An 18,430-nucleotide genomic window follows, 5' to 3' on the forward strand; every position below is an offset into this window, starting at 1 on the left:
GGTCAACAGGTTGGCCAATCACGAGAGTTCGGTGCCTCTCCTCGCTGTACGGTCCTTCGGCCGGCTTATGGCCGGCCGAACGCGGTTCCGTAACACGGCGAAAACCTGAGTGCGGTTCGGCAGGGGAACAATCCAGCCAGCATCCGCACACCCAGCACGCAGGCAGCGAGGAGCAGCATCATGTCCGAAACGCAGACGGTGGCCGACCGGCCAAGTGCCGTGCCCCCAGGGGGGAATGGCGTCGACCGGTTCTTCAAGATATCCGCCCGGGGCTCCACCTTCGGCCGGGAGATACGCGGCGGCTTCGCCACGTTCTTCACCATGGCCTACATCCTGGTCCTGAATCCGATCATCCTGGGCAGCGCCAAGGACAAGTTCGGCCACCAACTCGACGCGGTGCAACTGACCACCGCCACCGCCCTGGTGGCCGCCGTCATGACGATCATCATGGGCGTCGGCGGCAACCTCCCGCTCGCCCTCGCCGCCGGCCTCGGCCTCAACGCGGTCGTCGCCTTCCAGATCGCCCCGCTGATGAGCTGGGACGACGCGATGGGCCTGATCGTCCTCGAAGGCCTGCTCATCTGCGTGTTGGTGGTGACGGGTCTGCGCGAGGCCGTCATGCACGCGATACCGCAGCCGCTGAAGCAGGCGATCAGCGTCGGCATCGGCCTGTTCATCGCCTTCATCGGCTTCGTCGACGCCGGGTTCGTCAGCCGCATCCCGGACGTCGCGAACACCACTGTGCCGGTGCAGATGGGCGGTACGGGCACGCTCGCCGGATGGCCGGTTCTCGTCTTCTGCCTCGGTGTGCTGCTGACCATCGGACTGCTCGCCCGCAAGGTCAAGGGTGCGATCCTCATCAGCATCGTCGTCATGACGATCGTGGCGATCATCATCGACTCCGCGGCCGACATCAAGAGTTGGGGCCTGACCACGCCGAAGGTCCCCGACGATGTGGTGGCCTCGCCGGACTTCGGACTGATCGGTCACTTCAGTCTGTTCGGCGCCTTCGGTGAGGCCGGCGCGATCACCGTCGTCCTGCTGATCTTCACGCTGGTCCTGTCCGACTTCTTCGACACCATGGGCACGGTCGTCGGCATCAGCGCCGAGGCGGGGCTGCTCGACGAGGAGGGCAAGGTGCCGGGCCTCGGCCGCGTGCTGCTCATCGACGGTGCGGCGGCGGTCGCGGGCGGTGCGGCCTCGGCGTCGTCCTCGACCTCGTACATCGAGTCGGCGGCGGGCGTCGGGGAGGGTGCGCGCACCGGGTTCGCGAACCTGGTCACCGGTGGGCTGTTCGCCTGCGCGCTGTTCCTGACCCCTCTGCTGACGATCGTCCCGCTCCAGGCCGCCGCGCCCGCCCTCGTCGCCGTCGGCTTCCTGATGATGACCCAGGTCAAGCACATCGACTGGGACAAGTACGAGATCGCCATCCCCGCGTTTCTGACCATCGCCGTGATGCCGTTCACGTACTCGATCACCAACGGGATCGGGGCCGGGTTCCTGGCCTACGTCCTGATCAAGACGGTCCTGGGCAAGGCGAAGGAGGTCCACTGGCTGCTGTGGGGGGCCTCCGTGCTGTTCCTGGTGTACTTCGCGATCGACCCGATCGAGCAGCTCTTCAACGTGAGGTGAGCGGCTGCTCCATGTGAAGCAGGGCTCCCGCGCCCCGGCGGGGCGCGGGAGCCCTCAGTTCCGCAGTGCCGCCCGCATCATCGCCTTGGCCACCGGGGCCGCCAGTCCGTTGCCGCTGACCTCCGAGCGTGCCGCGTCGGACTGCTCGACGAGCACCGCGACGGCGACCTCCTTGCCGGTGGAGTCGGACTTCGCGTACGACGTGAACCAGGCGTACGGCGTCTTGCTGTTGTTCTCGCCGTGCTGGGCCGTACCGGTCTTGCCGCCCACGGTCGCGCCAGAGATCCGGGCGTTCGTGCCCGTGCCGTCCTCGACGACCGTCTGCATCGCGGACTGCAGCTGCTCGGCGGTGGACGAGCTGACGATCTCCTTGGTGTCCGTGGTGTCGTCGTAGTTCTGCAGCACATCGCCGTCGGCGTCACTGATCTGCGACACCATGTGCGGCGAAACCAGCTTGCCGTCGTTGGCAATGGCAGCCGACACCATGGCCATCTGGAGCGGGGTCGCGGTCACGTCGTACTGGCCGATGCCGGTCAGTGCCGTGAACGACTTGTCCATGTCCGAGGGGTACACGCTCGTGTACGCCCGTACCGGCACGTCCTGCGTCTCGTCGTTGAAGCCGAACTTCTCGGCCATCGCCTTGACCTTGTCCTGGCCGAGGTCGACGGCCATCTTCCCGAAGACGTTGTTGCACGAGTACTGGAGCGCCACGCGGATCGAGGCGTTCTCGCAGGGTGCGTTCGGGTTCTCGTTCGTCAGTGCCCGGTTGGTGCCCGGCGGCGTGTACGGGTCCGGGCTGTCCGTCTTCTCGTCCACGTCCCCGTACAGCACGTTCTCCAGCGCCGCGGCCGCGACGACCAGCTTGAACGTCGAGCCCGGCGGCAGCGGCTGGCGCAGCGCCCGGTTCGTGAGCGGTTTGTCCGCGTCCTTCCGCAGGTTCTGCCAGGCGGTGGACTCGCCCGCGCTGATCGTCGTCGGGTCGTACGACGGCGTGGAGACGGCCGCGAGGATCTTGCCGGTCGTCGGGTCGATCGCGACGACTCCGCCCTTCTTGTCCCCGAGCGCGTTGTACGCCGCCTTCTGTACATCCGGGTCGATCGTCGTGATCACGTCACCCGGGTCGGTGCGCTTGCCGGTGATGCCGTCGAGCGGGCTCTTCAGCCGGCTGTCGGTGCCGTCGAGGAGGTCCTGGTAGATGCCCTCCAGCTGGGTGGCCCCGTACACCTGCGAGCTGTAGCCCGTGACCGCCGCGTACAGGCTGCCGTCCTTGTAGGTGCGCTTGTACTTGAGGTCACTCCCCGTCGTCCGTGCGGAACCGGTGATCGCCTCGCCGGCCACGATGATGTTCCCGAGCGGGTGCGCGTACAGCGAGATCGCGTTCCGTCGGTTGTCCTTGTCCTCCGCGAGCGCCCGGCCCTCGTAGAACTGCACCCATGTCGCCCTGACCAGCAGGGCGAGCACGAGCAGCAGAGTGAAGACGGCGGCACGCCTGATTGTCTTGTTCATCCCGCTCATAACGACGAGCGAGGACGAGCGGATCGTTCCCTTCCGCCCGGATTTCTCATGACTTCTTCATGGAGCGGCGGCCTGCCCGTGACTCCTTCAGGACCTTCCGTGACTCCTTCAGGAAGCGAGTCATGCCGTGCTGCCCAGGCGGCGCGGGCCTTCGTCACAGCCTGCGCGTCGCCAGGGTGAGGCGCTCACGCGCGTCGAACAGGGCGTCCTTGACCATCTGTTCGTGCGCCGGGGTCAGCCGTGCCACCGGCACCGAGCAGCTGATCGCGTCGCGCGCCGGGGTGCGGTACGGGATCGCCACGCCGAAGCAGCGCAGCCCCAGCGTGTTCTCCTCGCGGTCCACCGCGAAGCCCTGATCCCGCACCTGGTGCAGCTCCTCGATGAGCTTCTCCCGGTCGGTGATCGTGTGCTCGGTGAGCGCGGGGAGCGCCTCGGGCAGCATCTTGCGGACCTGCTCGTCCGTGTGCGTGGCGAGCAGCGCCTTGCCGAGCGAGGTCGAATGTGCGGGCAGCCTGCGCCCGACCCGGGTGAAGGGGCGCAGATAGTGCTGCGACTGGCGGGTGGCCAGGTAGACGACGTTCGTGCCGTCCAGGCGGGCCAGGTGGATGGTCTCCGTGGTGTCGTCCGCCAGCCGGTCCAGGGTGGGGCGGGCCGCGGCGACCACCTCGTCACCGTCGATGTACGACGTACCGACCAGCAGCGCCCGTACGCCGATGCCGTACCGCGTGCCCGTCGCGTCGGTCTCGACCCAGCCGAGGTCCACGAGCGTACGCAGCAGCATGTACAGGCTGGACTTGGGGTAACCGACGGCTTCCTGGACCGCTGCCAGGGAGTGCATTCCGGGCCGGCCGGCGAAGTACTCGAGCAGTTCCACAGTCCGCACCGCGGACTTGACCTGCGCCCCGCCGCCTGTCTCGGCTGCCGACATCGCCCTTGACCCCTTCGTTGGACGGGAAATAGTCTCCACCAGCATTCACCATCAGAAACGGCGTTCAGTATATCGAACGCCCCTGGTGGGTGCGGACAAACTGCGGCATCACATCTGGAGGGACCCGCGGTGGCAGCAGCACCAGTCTGGAGTGTCGACCCCCGTACCGGGAAGCAGCGTGAACAGGTTGCTGTGGAGGCCACAGCCCACGAGGTGGACGAGGCCGTCCGTGCCGCGTACGAGGCACGGTCCGCGCTCGCGGACCGCACCGTACGCGCCGCGTTCCTGCGCACCGCCGCCGACCTGCTCGAAGGCGCCAAGGACCAGCTCGTCGAGGCCGCCGACGCGGAGACCGCGCTCGGCCCGGTCAGGCTCACCGGCGAACTCGCTCGCACCTGCTACCAGTTCCGCGCCTTCGCGGACATCGTCGACGAGGGCGCCTTCCTCGACGTCGTGATCAACCACCCCGACGACACCGCGACCCCGCCGATCCCGGACCTGCGCCGCTACAAGGTGCCGCTGGGCGTCGTCGCCGTCTACGCGGCCTCGAACTTCCCCTTCGCCTTCTCGGTCCCGGGCGGCGACACCGCGAGCGCGCTGGCCGCCGGGTGCCCGGTCGTCGTCAAGGCCCACCCCGACCACCCGGCGCTCTCCGAGCTGGTCGCCGCCGTACTGCGCCGGGCCGCCGCCCGGCACGACATCCCCGGGGGTGTCCTCGGCCTTCTGCACGGCTTCGAGGCGGGCGTCGAGCTGGTCAGGCATCCACTGGTCGCTGCGGCCGGGTTCACCGGTTCGGTACGGGGCGGACGGGCCCTCTTCGACGCGGCCGCCGCCCGTCCGGTCCCCATCCCCTTCCACGGCGAGCTGGGCTCGCTCAACCCCGTCGTCATCACCGAGGCCGCCGCCGCCGAGCGCGGCGAGGCGATCGGTGCCGGGCTCGCGGGCTCGATGACGCTGGGCGTCGGCCAGTTCTGCGTGAAGCCGGGCCTGGTCCTCGCGCCGGCGGGCGCGGCGGGCGACCGCCTGGTGAAGTCCCTGACGGACGCGGTGAGCGACACCGACGCGGGCGTCCTGCTCGACCACCGCATGCGCGACAACTTCATCGCCGGGGTCGCCGAGCGCGCCGGACTCCCCGACGTGGAATCCCCGGTGACCCCCGGCGCGGGCGGCGAGCACACGGTGAGCCCCGGCTTCCTGACCGTGCCCGCGCAGAAGCTCACCGTCCCGGGCGGCGAGCACGATCTGCTCCTGGAGGAGTGCTTCGGGCCGCTCACGGTCGTGGCGCGCTACGCGTCCGAGGCCGAGGCCAGCGCGGTGCTCTCCCGGCTGCCCGGGAACCTCACCGCGACCGTGCAGCTCTCCACGGAGGAGGCCGCGGGCTCGGGCCGCGGTGCGGAGATCCTCGCGGAACTCACGCCGCTCGCCGGACGCGTGCTCGTGAACGGCTGGCCGACGGGGGTCGCCGTCGCCCCGGCCCAGCACCACGGGGGCCCGTACCCGGCGACGACGTCGACCTCTACGTCGGTCGGGGGCACGGCGATCGAGCGGTGGCTGCGGCCGGTCGCCTACCAGGGGGCGCCGGAGGCGCTGCTGCCGCCCGAACTGCGGGACGACAACCCGTTGGGGTTGCCGCGACGCTTCAACGGGCGGCTGGAGAGGTAGCCCTGCTCAAGCGCCGTTGGGCCTGCCACAGGCGCTTCCGCGGACCTGGAAGACTCGGCCCATGGATGTCGAACTTCCCGAACTGCCCTTCCCTCTCCGCACGTACGGGCCCGATGGCCATTGGTCGTACGAGGACGGGGTGCTCGCCGGCTGGGCGGGCCCCCGGCAGGACCGTTTTGTGCCGCCCACCGGTGAGGGGCTGGACCCCGCGTCCGATGCGCCCCGGCTGCTGGGGGCGCCGCAGGGGGACTTCCAGCTGATCGCCCGTGTCACGGTGGGCTTCGCGGCCTCCTTCGACGCGGGGGTCCTGTATGTCCATGTGGGGGAACGGGCCTGGGCGAAGTTGTGTCTGGAGTACTCCCCGGACGTGCCCACCGTCTGCACGGTGGTCACCCGGGGGCACTCCGACGACGCCAACTCCTTGACCGTGGAAGGCAAGTCCGTGTGGCTCCGGGTGAGCCGCACGGGGCGCGCCTTCGCCTTCCACGCTTCGCGTGACGGCGAGCGGTGGACGTTCGTGCGTCTGTTCACGCTGGGCGACGAGAAGCAGACGTCCGCCGCGCTCGTGGGCTTCCTGACGCAGTCGCCGCTGGGGGAGGGATGCGTGGTCACCTACGACCACATCGCGTTCCGGCCGTCGTGGCCGCGCGACTTGAGAGACGGCAGTTGACTCGCCCCCTCCGCCCCTGCCCGTCCCGTACGTGGGGGGCCGGGGCGGAGCCGCAGGGAATGAAGCCCGCCGCTCGAACGTTCACGTACGCCAGCGGAGGGTGTCTCCGTAGCCGTACGAGCTGGAGAGAGCCGAAGACATGCGCGTCGAGATCTGGAGCGACATCGCCTGCCCCTGGTGCTACGTGGGCAAGGCCCGTTTCGAGAAGGCCCTCGATGCCTTTCCGCACCGTGACGAGGTCGAGGTCGTGCACCGTTCGTTCGAGCTCGACCCCGGGCGTGCCAAGGGCGACATCCAGCCCGTACTCGCGATGCTGACCAAGAAGTACGGCATGAGCGAGGCACAGGCGCAGGCCGGTGAGGAGAACCTCGGTGCGCAGGCCGCCGCCGAGGGCCTGGAGTACCGCACCCGTGGCCGCGACCACGGCAACACCTTCGACATGCACCGCCTGACGCACTTCGCCAAGGAGCGGGGCAGGCAGGACGAGCTGATCGGCCTGCTGTACAAGGCGAACTTCGCCGAGGAGCGGACCGTCTTCGACGACGACGAGCGGCTCGTGGAGCTGGCCGTCGCCGCCGGGCTCGAAGCCGACGCGGCCCGCGAGGTCATCGCCGACCCGACGGCGTACGCCGATGAGGTGCGCGCCGACGAGCGCGAGGCCGCCGAGCTGGGCGCGAACGGCGTGCCGTTCTTCGTCCTCGACCGCAAGTACGGCGTCTCCGGCGCCCAGCCCGCCGAGGTCTTCACCCAGGCCCTGACCCAGGCGTGGGGCGAGCGTCCGCCGCTGAAGCTGATCCAGGACGGTTCCGCCGACGCGGAGGCCTGCGGCCCGGACGGCTGCGCCGTGCCCCAGTAGTCCCAGCAGTACCGGACCTGCGCGAAGGCGCAGGTCGGGGCCGATCTATAAGCACTCCTTGGCCGAATCACGCAAAAATCCGCAATGGACTGGGACTTCGTAGGGGCTCACAGTGGTCGCATGGAGACTTTGGAGACCTTGGAGCCATTCGAGAGCCTCGTCCGTACCGAGTTCGCCCCGAAGAACACCTACCTGAACACCGCGAGCACCGGACTCCTGCCGGCGCGCTCGGTGGCCGCCATGCGGGCCGCCGTCGAGTCCGTCGCCGCCGGACGGCCGGCCGACATGTTCGCGGACGTCGAGGCCGCACGCGCCTCGTTCGCGCGCCTTGTCGGGGTCCCCGGACGCCGGGTGGCGGCCGGGGCCTCGGTCGCCGTGTACAGCGGGCTGATCGCCGCCTCGCTGCCGCAGGGTGCCGAAGTCCTCACCGCCGAGGGGGACTTCAGCTCCGTCGTGACCCCCTTCCACGTCCGCGGCGACCTCAAGGTGCGTGCCGTACCGCTGGAGCGGATGGCCGAGTCCGTCCGCCCGGGCACCGCGCTCGTCGCGGTCAGCGCCGCGCAGTCCGCGGACGGGCGGATCGCCGATCTGGAGGCGATCCGCGAAGCCGCGCGGGTCCACGGGGCGCGTACGTATATCGACGCGTCCCAGTCCGCCGGATGGCTGCCCATGCGGGCGGACGCGTACGACTATGTCTCCTCCGTCGCCTTCAAGTGGCTCGTCTGCCCGCGGGGTGTGGCCTTCCTGGTCGTCCCGGAGGACCTCGGCGGGCTCACCCCGGTGTTCGCGGGCTGGGTCGCGGGGGAGCGGCCCTGGGACAGCTGCTACGGCCCGGTCGAGGAACTCGCCCACTCCGCGCGGCGGTTCGACGAGAGTCCGAGCCTGTTCTCGTACGCGGGCGCCCGGCAATCGCTGGAACTCATCGAGGAGTTGGGCGTCGAGCGGGTACACGCCCACGACGTCGCCCTCGCCGACCGCTTCCGCGCGGGTCTGCGCACGCTGGGCCACGAGCCGATCGCCGCCCCCGGCTCACCGATCGTCTCTGTACCCCAACTCGGCGGTCGCCAGCCGGACTTGAGCCGATCCGGAGTCGAAGTGTCCGACCGCGCCGGGAACTTGCGGGCCGCCTTCCATCTGTACAACACACCCGAGGATGTCGACCGGCTGCTGGACGTACTGTCCGGCTGAGAACCGGCTGAGAAGCGGTCATCGGCCCCTGGCCCCCTGGCGCGGGGTGCGACGGGGCGCTAGGAAGGCACCACGAGGTGGTGGTGCCGGTGGATCCGACGCTCGAAAAGCCCGCCGTGGACGCGGAGTGGCATCGGCGGCTGGTGTACGGCGACGAGACCGCGCTGGCCGAGGTGTACACCGCGTACGGCGGGCTGGTCCGGCGGGTCGCCGTCCGGGTCACGCGCAGCCCCGCCGCCGCCGAGGACGTGGCGCAGGAGGTCTTCGCACAACTGTGGAGCAGGCCGTACGCCTTCGACGCGCGCCGCGGCTCGCTGCGCACCTGGCTGTCCATGCTCGCGCACCGTCGCGCCGTGGACTGGGTGCGCAGCGAGGCCCGGCACCGCAAGGACGCACGCGCGGACGACTCGGCGCTGCACACGATCCCCGACGCGGGGCCGGGCCCCGACGAGACGGTCGTCGACCGCGAACGCTCCCTGCTCCTGCACACCGCCCTCGCCGAACTCCCGCAGTCCCAGCGGGAGGTGGTGCACCTCGCCTATTTCGCGGGCCGCACCTACCGGCAGGCCGCCGTGGAGCTGGGCATCCCGGAAGGCACGGCCAAGACCCGCCTCCGCTCCGCCCTGCGCAAACTCGCCGAATCCCTCGCCGACCCACCGGATCCGACGCTGGAGAGGGGCGCGTGATGGCCCCGGCGGTGCGGGGCGTGCGTAAGGTGGCCACAACGGGGCGAGGGACGGCCACCAGGGCGGCCATGGCCCGGAAGGGCGGTACGTGATGAGCACCGGACACGAAGACGTACGGGACCTGCTGGCGGCCTGGGCCTTCGGCGCGCTGCCCCCCGCCGAGCAGCAGACGGTCCCCCTCCACCTGGCGGAATGCGAGCCCTGCGCGACGGAGGCGGAACGCCTGCGGGAGACGGTACGACTGCTGGACGGGCCGCGGGCTGAGGCGCCGGCCGGGGGCAGCGCGGCCGGCCCCGTACCCCCCGGCCTCAGCGCCCTCGCCCTGCGCTCCCGTCCCGCGCCTCCCCTAGTCGCCCCGCACGCCGCCCCCTACGCCGCCGCCGTCGCCGGACTTCAGGCGCTGCTGCGGGAGTTGGACGTCAGCAGGACCTGGGGTACGCCGGTCGTGCACGACTGGGACGTGCAGGCCACCGTCGCTCATCTGATCGCGGCGGACGAGCCGTTGGCGCGGCGGCTGGGGCTGGCACCGCGGGTGCCGGAGACCGAGGTGCCGGAGACCGAAGTCGCGGAGGCCGAGGCGGCGGAGGGGACGGAATGGGAGGCCGCCTGGGACGCACGGACCGCCGCTGTGATCGCGTACGAGCGGGGGCGCACTCCCGAGGAGACCGTCGCCGCGTGGAGCGCGCAGGCGGGCGCGCTGCTGGCCACGCCGGAGGCGACGGATCCCGAACGGGCCGCGCACGCCACCACGTTGATGGGCGTACGGCTGCCCGTCGCGGACCACTTCGCCGTGCGGGCCTTCGAGGCGTGGATCCACACCGACGACATCGGACGGGCCCTCGGGCTCACCGTCCCCCCGCCCCCGGACCCGCACCTGTGGCGACTCGTCCGCCTGGCCGTCCGCATCCTTGGGATGGCGCTGGGGCCCACGGCACCGCCGGTGCTGTTCGCGGTGACCGGGGGAGGGCGCGACGCCCAGTGGGTGCTCGGTTCCGAGGACGAGCCGGTACGCGCCGAACTCGTCGTGGATCCGGTCGACTTCTGCCTGCTGGTAGGCGGGCGGTACGCACCCGCCGAGGTGCCCCGGGGCGCGACGGGGGACGACGCCGCGATCGGCGCCGTCCTGGAGCGTGCCGCGTCACTGGCGTGGTTGTAGCCCCTGCGGCGCGCCCCGGGGCAACCGCATCCCTGCGACGCCCCGGAGCGTTATCGCACCCCCTGCCGCGCCCCGGAGGGCTACCGCACCGGTGTGAAGTCCCGCGCCCCGATGCTGTGTCGGATTGCGGCTTCGCCGCGGGTCGGCTCCGCCGGGCGGGAAGGACTTACTCCACCGGCGTGAAGTCCCGCGTCCCGATGCTGTGTCGGATTGCGGCTTCGCCGCGGGTCGGCTCCGCCGGGCGGGAAGGACTTACTCCACCGGTGTGAAGTCCCGCGTCCCGATGCTGTGTCGGATTGCGGCTTCGCCGCGGGTCGGCTCCGCCGGGCGGGAAGGACTTACTCCACCGGTGTGAAGTCCCGCGTCCCGATGCTGTGTCGGATTGCGGCTTCGCCGCGGGTCGGCTCCGCCGGGCGGGAAGGACTTACTCCACCGGTGTGAAGTCCCGCGTCCCGATGCTGTGTCGGATTGCGGCTTCGCCGCGGGTCGGCTCCGCCGGCCGGGAAGGACTTACTCCACCGGTGTGAAGTCCCGCGCCCCGATGAACTCGGGCCTGCGGACGGGCGCGGCGAACGGCTCCACCGGCGCGTTCTCCACGCTGTTGAACACGATGAAGACGTTGCTGCGCGCGAACGGCGTGATGTTGTCGCCTGACCCGTGCATGCAGTTGCAGTCGAACCAGGTGGCGGAACCGGCCCTGCCCGTGAACAGCTTGATGCCGTGCCGGGCGGCGAAGCGGGTGAGCGCCTCGTCGGAGGGCGTGCCCGCGTCCTGCATCTGCAGCGACTTCTTGTAGTTGTCCTTCGGGGTGGCCCCCGCACAGCCGAGGAACGTCTTGTGCGACCCCGGCATGATCATGAGGCCGCCGTTGGTGTCGTAGTTCTCGGTCAGCGCGATCGAGACGGACACCGTCCGCATGTTCGGCAGACCGTCCTCGGCGTGCCAGGTCTCGAAGTCCGAGTGCCAGTAGAAGCCGCTGGCCCCGAAGCCCGGCTTCACATTGATCCGGGACTGGTGGACGTACACGTCCGAGCCGAGGATCTGCCGGGCCCGCCCGACCACGCGCTCGTCGCGCACGAGACGGGCGAAGATCTCGCTGATCCGGTGCACCTCGAAGACGGACCGGATCTCCCGCGACTTCGGCTCCACGATGGACCGCTCGTCTGCGCGGATCGCCGGGTCGCTGACGAGCCGCTCCAACTCCTGCCGGTACACGGCGACTTCGTCCTCAGCGATGAGCTCCTCGACGGCGAGGAAGCCGTCACGCTCGTACATCTGGAGTTCGGGCACCGTGATCGGCCCGGGCTCGCCCGGCGCGCTCCAGACGACCGGGTCCTGGCGGGGCAGGGCCACCTCGGTGGCGCCGCGGCTGGGGTAGAGATCGGTGACGGTGGTCATGGGGGGCTCAGACCTCCTCGGGCTCGGTGAGCTGGGGGTCCCCCCAGGCATTCGGCTCTGGGGGAGGGTAGACGCCGTTCTCGTCGTGGTCCTCCCGTCCGGTCACGGGCGGGTTGAAGACGCACAGGCAGCGGAAGTCCTCCTTGATCCGCATGGTGTGCCTCTCGTGCCCGTCGAGGAGGTACATCGTGCCGGGCGTGATCGTGTACTTCTGCCCGGTCTCGTCGTCGGTGAGCTCGGCCTCGCCCTCGACGCACACGACGGCCTCGATGTGGTTCGCGTACCACATCGACGTCTCCGTACCCGCGTACAGGACCGTCTCGTGCAGGGAGAAGCCGACCTTCTCCTTGGCGAGGACGATGCGCTTGCTCTCCCAGGTGCCTGAGGCCGCCTTGACGTGCCGGTCGGTGCCTTCGATGTCCTTGAACGAACGGACTATCACAGTGGTGCAGTACCTCTCTGTGTCGGACGGTGTCTCGTGCGGCTCTGTGTCAGACGGTCTCTCGTACGGCGCGGGCCAGGGTGCGCAGACCCTCGTCGAGCTCGTCGGGGGTGATGGTGAGCGCCGGGAGGAGTTTCACGACCTCGCTCTCCGGCCCCGACGTCTCGACGAGCAGCCCGAGCTCGAAGGCGCGCTGCGCGATACGCCCCGCGCGCTCCTTCTCCGTGAACTCGATGCCCCAGACGAGCCCTCGCCCCCGGTACTCCTTGACGTCGGCGAGGTTCTCCTCGGTGATCGAGATCAGCGCCTGCTCGATCTGCTCGCCGCGGGCGCGGGTCTGCTTCTCCATGGCGGAGCCGTCGGCCCAGTACGCCTCCAGTGCGGCGGCGGCCGTGACGAACGCCGGGTTGTTGCCGCGGAAGGTGCCGTTGTGCTCGCCCGGCTCCCAGATGTCCAGCTCGGGCTTGAACAGGCACAGGGACATCGGAAGGCCGTACCCGCTGATGGACTTGGAGACGGTCACGATGTCGGGCACGATCCCCGCCTCCTCGAAGGAGAAGAAGGCCCCCGTGCGTCCGCAGCCCATCTGGATGTCGTCGACGATCAGCAGCATGTCGCGCCGCGCGCACAGGTCGGCGAGGGCGCGCAGCCACTCGGGTCGCGCGACGTTGATGCCGCCCTCGCCCTGCACGGTCTCGACGATGACCGCGGCGGGCTGGTTGAGCCCCGACCCCTGGTCCTCGAGCAGCCGCTCGAACCAGAGGAAGTCCGGGACCTGCCCGTCGAAGTAGTTGTCGAACGGCATCGGGGTGCCGTGCACGAGCGGAATGCCGGCGCCCGCCCGCTTGAACGCGTTGCCGGTCACGGCGAGCGCCCCGAGCGACATCCCGTGGAACGCGTTGGTGAAGGACACGATCGCCTCGCGCCCCTTCACCTTGCGCGCCAGCTTCAGCGCGGACTCGACGGCGTTGGTGCCGGTCGGCCCCGGGAACATGACCTTGTACGGCAGATCGCGCGGCCGCAGGACGAGATTCTGGAAGGACTCCAGGAAGGCGCGCTTGGCGGTCGTCGACATGTCGAGCCCGTGGGTGACGCCGTCGCGTTCCAGGTAGTCGATCAGGGCCCGTTTGAGTACGGGGTTGTTGTGCCCGTAGTTCAGCGATCCCGCGCCGGCGAAGAAGTCGAGGTACGCGTGCCCGTCCTCGTCGTACATCCGGCTGCCCTGCGCCCGGTCGAAGACGGCGGGCCAGCCACGGCAGTAGCTGCGCACCTCCGACTCCAGGGTCTCGAAGACACTGAGGTCGGGCTGGGTGATCGTCACAACGAATCGCTCCTCGAAGCGTGTGTGGGGAGACGGAGATCGGGGGAGGTCAGCGGAAGAGGGGGCCGATGCGGTACAGCACTTCGGGGTCGTGTGGTCCGTCGGGGAACTGCGCCGCCTCGAACAGCACTTCGCGCTCGACGTCCGCGCCGTGGCGTCGCGCGTACGACGTGAACAGGCGCTCGGAGGCGGTGTTGCCCGGCGTGATGGTCGTCTCGACGACGGACAGCCCGCGCTCGCCCGCGACCCGCGCGGTGAGTCCGTCGAGCAGCGCCGCGGCGAGCCCGCGCCCGCGGTACGCGCCGTCGACGGCCACCTGCCATACGAGCAGGGTGCGCGGGCGCTCGGGCCGGACGTACCCGGTGACGAAACCGACGGGCGCCCCGTCCGCGTCGCGCGCCACCGCCGAGGTGCCGGCGAAGTCACGGCACCAGAGCAGATAGCTGTACGAGGAGTTCAGGTCGAGGGTTCTGGAGTCCTTGGCGATGCGCCAGAGCACGGCACCGTCCGACACCTCAGGACGGTCGATCCGCAGTCCCTCGGGCATTTCCAGGAATTCCGCTTGCAGGTCTGCTTGTGCGGCGGTCATGCGGATTGAATTTACCGAGCAAAAGTGCAAATTGCATCGCCGCTCGGGGTTACATGCCGCGTCCGTATGTGTTATCGCGCGCCCGCGTATGACCGCGCGAGCGGCTGGCATTAGCTACTGATTCGCCCGGGTAATAGGGGAGAAAACGGGCGCAGTGTGGAGTGCGTCACAGCCACGAAACGGCCATGAGATCTGCCCGAATTACGTCGGTTGGCGTTCGCGAAATCTTCGCGTTTAGGTGCAGGGAAAGCGGGCAGAAGAATACGGGAAGCTGCGCTCAATTAATAACAGGATAAGCGTGTGAAATAGCTTCACTATTCAGTCGTGGGCGCCATTTTCGGCCCGGCCGGCAAAAATCAGCCCCTCCGGCGTTTGAGGAGCGGGGTCCGGGGCAGAGCCCCGGGACGGGCAGGGGCGGAGGGGGCGAGAACCTGCTCGTGCCTCAGCGCGGTCCATCGCCGCAGCGAGCCCCTCACCCTCGATCCGCTCCACACACGCCTCCAGCGCCAGCATCTCCAGCTGTGCCGACGCGTGCAGCAGCGCCTTTCGGCCGCCGTCGACCCATCGCTCCTTCCAGTCGAGCAGCGACAGGTACGACCGCCGGGGCGCCGCCGGGTCTAGGCAATCCTTGCTTCCGGCGCCCCTCTCAGCGGCGACTTCTTAGGCCGGACGGCCACTCAGTCATCGGTTTGGTTTGAGGTACTCAAACATCCTCTTATAATCGGAACCCAAAGTTCCCTCACAGGAGGTCCCCGTGAACTCGGTCCTCGGACGCCGGACCCGTATTCTGGCCGCCACCACCGCGACGGCTGGGCTGCTGCTCGTGGCCGGCTGCTCCTCGGACGACGGGGGTGACAAGGCCACCGCCAACGGGGTCCCCGTGGTCAAGGCGGGCCAGATCACGACCTGCACCCACCTCCCGTACCCGCCCTTCCAGTCGGAGATCGGCGGCAAGGTGCAGGGCTTCGACGTGTCGCTGATCGACCTGGTCGCGGGCGACCTGGGGGTGAAGCAGGACATCGTCGACACGCCCTTCGAGAACTTCAAGACGGGCGCGTTCCTCAACTCCCGCCAGTGCGACCTCGCCGCGGCCGGCATGACGATCACCGAGGAGCGCAAGAAGAACGTCGACTTCTCGGACCCGTACTTCGACGCCACGCAGGCCGTCCTCGTCGACAAGAAGAGCGGCATCGGCTCCTTCGCCGACCTCAAGGGCAAGAAGGTCGGCGCCCAGGCGCAGACGACCGGTGAGGAGTACGTGACGAGCAAGGGCCTCGACCCCGTCTCCTTCGAGTCCTCCGACGCCGTCATCAACGGCCTGCGCACCGGCCAGGTCCAGGCCGTCGTCATCGACTACCCGGTCGTCCAGGGCTGGCTGAAGGACAAGGCCAACGCCGACGCCTTCAAGGTGGTCGACAATCTCAACACCGGTGAGCAGTACGGCTTCACGGTGAAGAAGGGCAACACCGAGCTCCTCGCCGCCGTCAACAAGGCGATCAAGGAAGCGAAGGCCGACGGCACGTACAAGAAGCTGTACGAGCAGTGGATCGGCCCCTACGACGAGTCCGCGGCCACCGCCACGCCGTCCGCCTCATGAGCGGTGCCGGTACACAAGTCCGGCCCCGCAAGTCCGGCCTGACCCGGCGTCAGAAGCGCGCGCTGTCGCGCGGCGCGCAGTACGTCGTCTTCGTCGCGGCCGTGATCGCCCTCGCGGTCACGGCCGACTGGGGGACGCTGAAGAACCAGTTCGCGCAATGGGACCTGGTTCAGCAGATGTTCCCGGACGTCATCACGATGGCGCTGAAGAACACCGTGCTGTACACGGTGTCCGGCTTCGTCTTCGGCCTCGTGCTCGGCATGGTCATCGCCCTGATGCGGCTGTCTCCGGTCGGCCCGTACCGCTGGCTGGCCGGCGTCTACATCGAGATCTTCCGGGGCCTGCCCGCCCTTCTGATCTTCGTCTTCGTGGGTGTCGCCGTGCCGCTGGCGTTCCCGGGTACGGAGATCCCCGGCGGCACCTACGGCAAGGTGGCGCTCGCGCTCGGCCTGGTCTCGGCGGCGTACATGGCGGAGACGATCCGCGCGGGCATCCAGGCGGTGCCCAAGGGGCAGATGGAGGCGGCCCGTTCGCTGGGCTTCTCGCATGCGCGGGCCATGGTCTCGATCATCATCCCGCAGGCGTTCCGGATCGTGATCCCGCCGCTCACCAACGAACTCGTCCTCCTCTTCAAGGACTCCTCGCTGGTGCTGTTCCTCGGTGTCACGCTGGAGGAGCGTGAGCTCACCAAGTTCGGGCGGGACCTGGCGAGCCAGACCGCCAACTCCACACCGATCCTGGTCGCGGGCCTGTGCTATCTGCTGGTGACGGTGCCGCTCGGCTTCGTCGTGCGCCGCCTGGAGGCCAAGGCCGGGGAGGCCACCAAGTGACTACGTCCCAGACGCCCGAGATCCAGGTCAAGGACCTGTACAAGTCCTTCGGCGACAACGAGGTCCTGCGCGGTATCGACCTGGAAGTCAAGCAGGGCGAAGTCGTCTGCGTCATCGGCCCCTCGGGGTCCGGCAAGTCGACCCTGCTGCGCTGTGTGAACCTCCTCGAAGAGCCCACCAAGGGCCAGGTCTTCGTCGGCGGTACGGAGGTCACGCACCCCGACGTCGACATCGACGCCGTACGCCGCCGCATCGGCATGGTCTTCCAGCAGTTCAACCTCTTCCCGCACCTGTCGGTGACCGACAACCTCACGCTGCCGCAGCGGCGGGTGCTGAACCGGGACAAGGCGGAGGCGGCCAAGGTCGCCGCGGAGAACCTGGAGCGCGTGGGCCTGTCCGAGAAGGCCGGGGCGTACCCCTCGTCCCTCTCCGGCGGCCAGCAGCAGCGCGTCGCCATCGCCCGCGCGCTCGCCATGGGTCCCGAGGTGATGCTCTTCGACGAGCCGACCTCGGCGCTCGACCCCGAGCTCGTCGGCGATGTCCTCGCCGTCATGCGCATGCTCGCCAACGAGGGCATGACCATGATGGTCGTCACCCACGAGATGACCTTCGCGCGCGAGGTCGCCGACCGGGTCGTCTTCATGGACGGCGGCGTGATCGTCGAGGACGGCACCCCCGCACAGGTCATCGGCAACCCGAGCCACGAGCGCACCCGCCACTTCCTGTCCCGCCTCCTGGACCCGGCGATGGCGGACGTGGAGGAGGAGACTTCGGACCAGGTGGGCAAGTCCGAGGAGCGGCCGAACTAAGGTTCAGTCCATGAGCGATCACGCGGTGCTTCACGTGAAGGGGCGGGTGCTCGTCGGGCCGGACGAGGTCCGCGACGAGTTGTGGGTCGTCGACGGCCGGATCTCCTACGACCGTCCCGTCGACGCCCGCGACATCCGTACGGTCCAGGGGTGGGCGCTGCCCGGCCTCGTCGACGCGCACTGCCATGTCGGGCTCGACACCCACGGCCCGGTCCCGGAGGACGTCGCCGAGAAGCAGGCGCTCACCGACCGCGAGGCGGGCACCCTCCTCATCCGGGACGCGGGATCGCCGTCCGACACCCGCTGGATCGACGACCGCGACGACCTCCCGAAGATCGTCCGCGCGGGCCGCCACATCGCCCGTACCCGCCGCTACATCCGCAACTACGCGCACGAGATCGAGCCGGAGGACCTGGTCGCGTACGTCGCCCAGGAGGCCCGGCGCGGCGACGGCTGGGTCAAGCTGGTGGGTGACTGGCTCGACCGCGACACGGGCGACCTCGGCGCCTGCTGGCCGCGCGAGGCCGTGGAGGCGGCGATCGCCGAAGCACACCGCCTGGGTGCCCGGGTGACCGCGCACTGCTTCGCGGCGGATTCGCTGCAGGACCTCGTCGAGGCGGGCATCGACTGCATCGAGCACGCGACGGGCCTGACGGAGGACACCATCCCGCTGTTCGCCGAGCGCCAGGTCGCGATCGTCCCCACGCTCGTGAACATCGCGACCTTCCCACAGCTCGCGGCCGGTGGGGACGAGAAGTTCCCGCGCTGGTCGGCGCACATGCGCCGGCTGCACGAGCGGCGCTACGACACCGTGCGCGCCGCGTACGACGCCGGAATCCCCGTGTACGTCGGCACCGACGCGGGCGGCTCCCTCGCGCACGGGCTCGTCGCGGGCGAGGTCGCCGAACTCGTCACCGCGGGCATCCCACCGGTCGAGGCGCTGTCCGCGACGGCCTGGGGTGCGCGGTGGTGGCTGGGGCGGCCGGGCCTGGACGAGGGGGCGCCCGCGGACCTCGTGGTGTACGAGGCGGATCCGCGGGCGGACGTAGGGGTGCTCGCGGCTCCCCGCCGCGTGGTGCTGAACGGGCGGGTCGTCGGCTAGAAGGCCGATGAAGATCTTGGTGAGGGGCTGTGCGGCCGTCAGGCGGACA

17 protein-coding genes and 1 pseudogene are annotated in these 18,430 nt (G+C 69.7%); 11 read left to right on the top strand and 7 right to left on the bottom strand.

All coding sequences use genetic code 11. The features are described 5' to 3' along the window. Positions 1-180: 180 nt before the first annotated feature. Entirely contained in the window at positions 181-1,632 is a 1,452-nt protein-coding gene (locus C4B68_RS30935) for an NCS2 family permease (protein WP_099504603.1), read from the top strand. Between the two features lie 54 nt (positions 1,633-1,686). On the opposite strand, the gene C4B68_RS30940 is transcribed toward C4B68_RS30935, so the two are convergent. Together C4B68_RS30940 and C4B68_RS30945 are read right to left on the bottom strand one after the other, a co-directional pair. Next, on the bottom strand, positions 1,687-3,138 hold the full coding sequence (locus C4B68_RS30940; RefSeq protein WP_099504604.1) for a peptidoglycan D,D-transpeptidase FtsI family protein: 1,452 nt from the start codon (positions 3,136-3,138) through the stop codon (positions 1,687-1,689). 163 nt (positions 3,139-3,301) lie between these two features. Continuing rightward, on the bottom strand, positions 3,302-4,075 hold the full coding sequence (locus C4B68_RS30945) for an IclR family transcriptional regulator (protein WP_099504605.1): 774 nt from the start codon (positions 4,073-4,075) through the stop codon (positions 3,302-3,304). A gap of 129 nt (positions 4,076-4,204) precedes the next feature. On the opposite strand from C4B68_RS30945, the gene C4B68_RS30950 reads away from it, so the two are divergent. The 6 genes from C4B68_RS30950 (at position 4,205) to C4B68_RS30975 (ending at position 10,293) form a co-directional block, all read left to right on the top strand. Next, positions 4,205-5,737: an aldehyde dehydrogenase (NADP(+)) gene (locus C4B68_RS30950; RefSeq protein WP_099504606.1), complete on the top strand. Its 1,533-nt coding sequence runs from the start codon at positions 4,205-4,207 to the stop codon at positions 5,735-5,737. A 61-nt stretch (positions 5,738-5,798) separates the two neighbouring features. After that, positions 5,799-6,407 carry a DUF1349 domain-containing protein gene (locus C4B68_RS30955; protein WP_099504607.1) on the top strand — a complete coding sequence of 203 codons (609 nt, stop codon included), beginning with the start codon at positions 5,799-5,801 and terminating at the stop codon, positions 6,405-6,407. Positions 6,408-6,546: 139 nt separating this feature from the next. Beyond that, a complete protein-coding gene (locus C4B68_RS30960; RefSeq protein WP_099504608.1) occupies positions 6,547-7,263 on the top strand; it encodes a DsbA family oxidoreductase in 717 nt (238 codons plus the stop codon). 84 nt (positions 7,264-7,347) lie between these two features. Next, the gene (locus C4B68_RS30965; RefSeq protein WP_180289333.1) at positions 7,348-8,451 is read left to right on the top strand and encodes an aminotransferase class V-fold PLP-dependent enzyme; all 1,104 of its coding nucleotides are present in this window, start codon (positions 7,348-7,350) and stop codon (positions 8,449-8,451) included. 77 nt (positions 8,452-8,528) lie between these two features. Next, the gene (locus C4B68_RS30970; protein WP_099504609.1) at positions 8,529-9,137 is read left to right on the top strand and encodes an RNA polymerase sigma factor; all 609 of its coding nucleotides are present in this window, start codon (positions 8,529-8,531) and stop codon (positions 9,135-9,137) included. A 91-nt stretch (positions 9,138-9,228) separates the two neighbouring features. Next, a complete protein-coding gene (locus C4B68_RS30975) occupies positions 9,229-10,293 on the top strand; it encodes a maleylpyruvate isomerase N-terminal domain-containing protein (RefSeq protein WP_099504610.1) in 1,065 nt (354 codons plus the stop codon). Positions 10,294-10,803: 510 nt separating this feature from the next. Here the strand turns inward: C4B68_RS30975 and thpD are convergent. The 5 genes and pseudogenes from thpD to C4B68_RS43645 form a co-directional block, all read right to left on the bottom strand. Next, entirely contained in the window at positions 10,804-11,691 is an 888-nt protein-coding gene (gene thpD / locus C4B68_RS30980; RefSeq protein WP_099504611.1) for an ectoine hydroxylase, read from the bottom strand. 7 nt (positions 11,692-11,698) lie between these two features. Next, entirely contained in the window at positions 11,699-12,133 is a 435-nt protein-coding gene (locus C4B68_RS30985) for an ectoine synthase (RefSeq protein WP_099504612.1), read from the bottom strand. 49 nt (positions 12,134-12,182) lie between these two features. Then, entirely contained in the window at positions 12,183-13,454 is a 1,272-nt protein-coding gene (ectB, locus tag C4B68_RS30990) for a diaminobutyrate--2-oxoglutarate transaminase (protein WP_099504613.1), read from the bottom strand. A 49-nt stretch (positions 13,455-13,503) separates the two neighbouring features. Next, entirely contained in the window at positions 13,504-14,043 is a 540-nt protein-coding gene (gene ectA, locus C4B68_RS30995) for a diaminobutyrate acetyltransferase (RefSeq protein ID WP_099504614.1), read from the bottom strand. A gap of 423 nt (positions 14,044-14,466) precedes the next feature. Continuing rightward, positions 14,467-14,661, bottom strand: a pseudogene (locus tag C4B68_RS43645) (alanine--glyoxylate aminotransferase family protein); the annotation flags it as partial. 136 nt (positions 14,662-14,797) lie between these two features. On the opposite strand from C4B68_RS43645, the gene C4B68_RS31005 reads away from it, so the two are divergent. From C4B68_RS31005 to C4B68_RS31020, 4 genes are read left to right on the top strand one after another with little or no spacing between them, the layout of a single operon-like run. Beyond that, entirely contained in the window at positions 14,798-15,640 is an 843-nt protein-coding gene (locus tag C4B68_RS31005; protein WP_099504615.1) for a basic amino acid ABC transporter substrate-binding protein, read from the top strand. Continuing rightward, positions 15,637-16,470 carry an amino acid ABC transporter permease gene (locus tag C4B68_RS31010; protein ID WP_099504616.1) on the top strand — a complete coding sequence of 278 codons (834 nt, stop codon included), beginning with the start codon at positions 15,637-15,639 and terminating at the stop codon, positions 16,468-16,470. The genes C4B68_RS31005 and C4B68_RS31010 overlap by 4 nt, the downstream gene beginning before the upstream one ends. Then, positions 16,467-17,279 (top strand): amino acid ABC transporter ATP-binding protein, encoded by an 813-nt coding sequence (locus tag C4B68_RS31015; protein WP_099504617.1) that lies wholly within the window; start codon positions 16,467-16,469, stop codon positions 17,277-17,279. Before C4B68_RS31010 ends, C4B68_RS31015 begins: the two co-directional genes overlap by 4 nt. 10 nt (positions 17,280-17,289) lie before the next feature. Continuing rightward, positions 17,290-18,381: an amidohydrolase family protein gene (locus C4B68_RS31020; RefSeq protein ID WP_099504618.1), complete on the top strand. Its 1,092-nt coding sequence runs from the start codon at positions 17,290-17,292 to the stop codon at positions 18,379-18,381. Positions 18,382-18,430: the final 49 nt, after the last annotated feature.

This window comes from Streptomyces dengpaensis (genome assembly GCF_002946835.1).
Classification (GTDB): domain Bacteria; phylum Actinomycetota; class Actinomycetes; order Streptomycetales; family Streptomycetaceae; genus Streptomyces; species Streptomyces dengpaensis.

Excerpts from the sequence above, each read along its gene's own strand:
- C4B68_RS30935 (WP_099504603.1), top strand. The coding sequence starts at position 181 with ATGTCCGAAACGCAGACGGTGGCCGACCGGCCAAGTGCCGTGCCCCCA.
- C4B68_RS30940 (WP_099504604.1), bottom strand. The coding sequence starts at position 3,138 with ATGAACAAGACAATCAGGCGTGCCGCCGTCTTCACTCTGCTGCTCGTG.
- C4B68_RS30945 (WP_099504605.1), bottom strand. The coding sequence starts at position 4,075 with ATGTCGGCAGCCGAGACAGGCGGCGGGGCGCAGGTCAAGTCCGCGGTG.
- C4B68_RS30955 (WP_099504607.1), top strand. The coding sequence starts at position 5,799 with ATGGATGTCGAACTTCCCGAACTGCCCTTCCCTCTCCGCACGTACGGG.
- C4B68_RS30960 (WP_099504608.1), top strand. The coding sequence starts at position 6,547 with ATGCGCGTCGAGATCTGGAGCGACATCGCCTGCCCCTGGTGCTACGTG.
- C4B68_RS30965 (WP_180289333.1), top strand. The coding sequence starts at position 7,348 with ATGGACTGGGACTTCGTAGGGGCTCACAGTGGTCGCATGGAGACTTTG.
- C4B68_RS30975 (WP_099504610.1), top strand. The coding sequence starts at position 9,229 with ATGAGCACCGGACACGAAGACGTACGGGACCTGCTGGCGGCCTGGGCC.
- thpD (WP_099504611.1), bottom strand. The coding sequence starts at position 11,691 with ATGACCACCGTCACCGATCTCTACCCCAGCCGCGGCGCCACCGAGGTG.
- ectA (WP_099504614.1), bottom strand. The coding sequence starts at position 14,043 with ATGACCGCCGCACAAGCAGACCTGCAAGCGGAATTCCTGGAAATGCCC.
- C4B68_RS31010 (WP_099504616.1), top strand. The coding sequence starts at position 15,637 with ATGAGCGGTGCCGGTACACAAGTCCGGCCCCGCAAGTCCGGCCTGACC.
- C4B68_RS31020 (WP_099504618.1), top strand. The coding sequence starts at position 17,290 with ATGAGCGATCACGCGGTGCTTCACGTGAAGGGGCGGGTGCTCGTCGGG.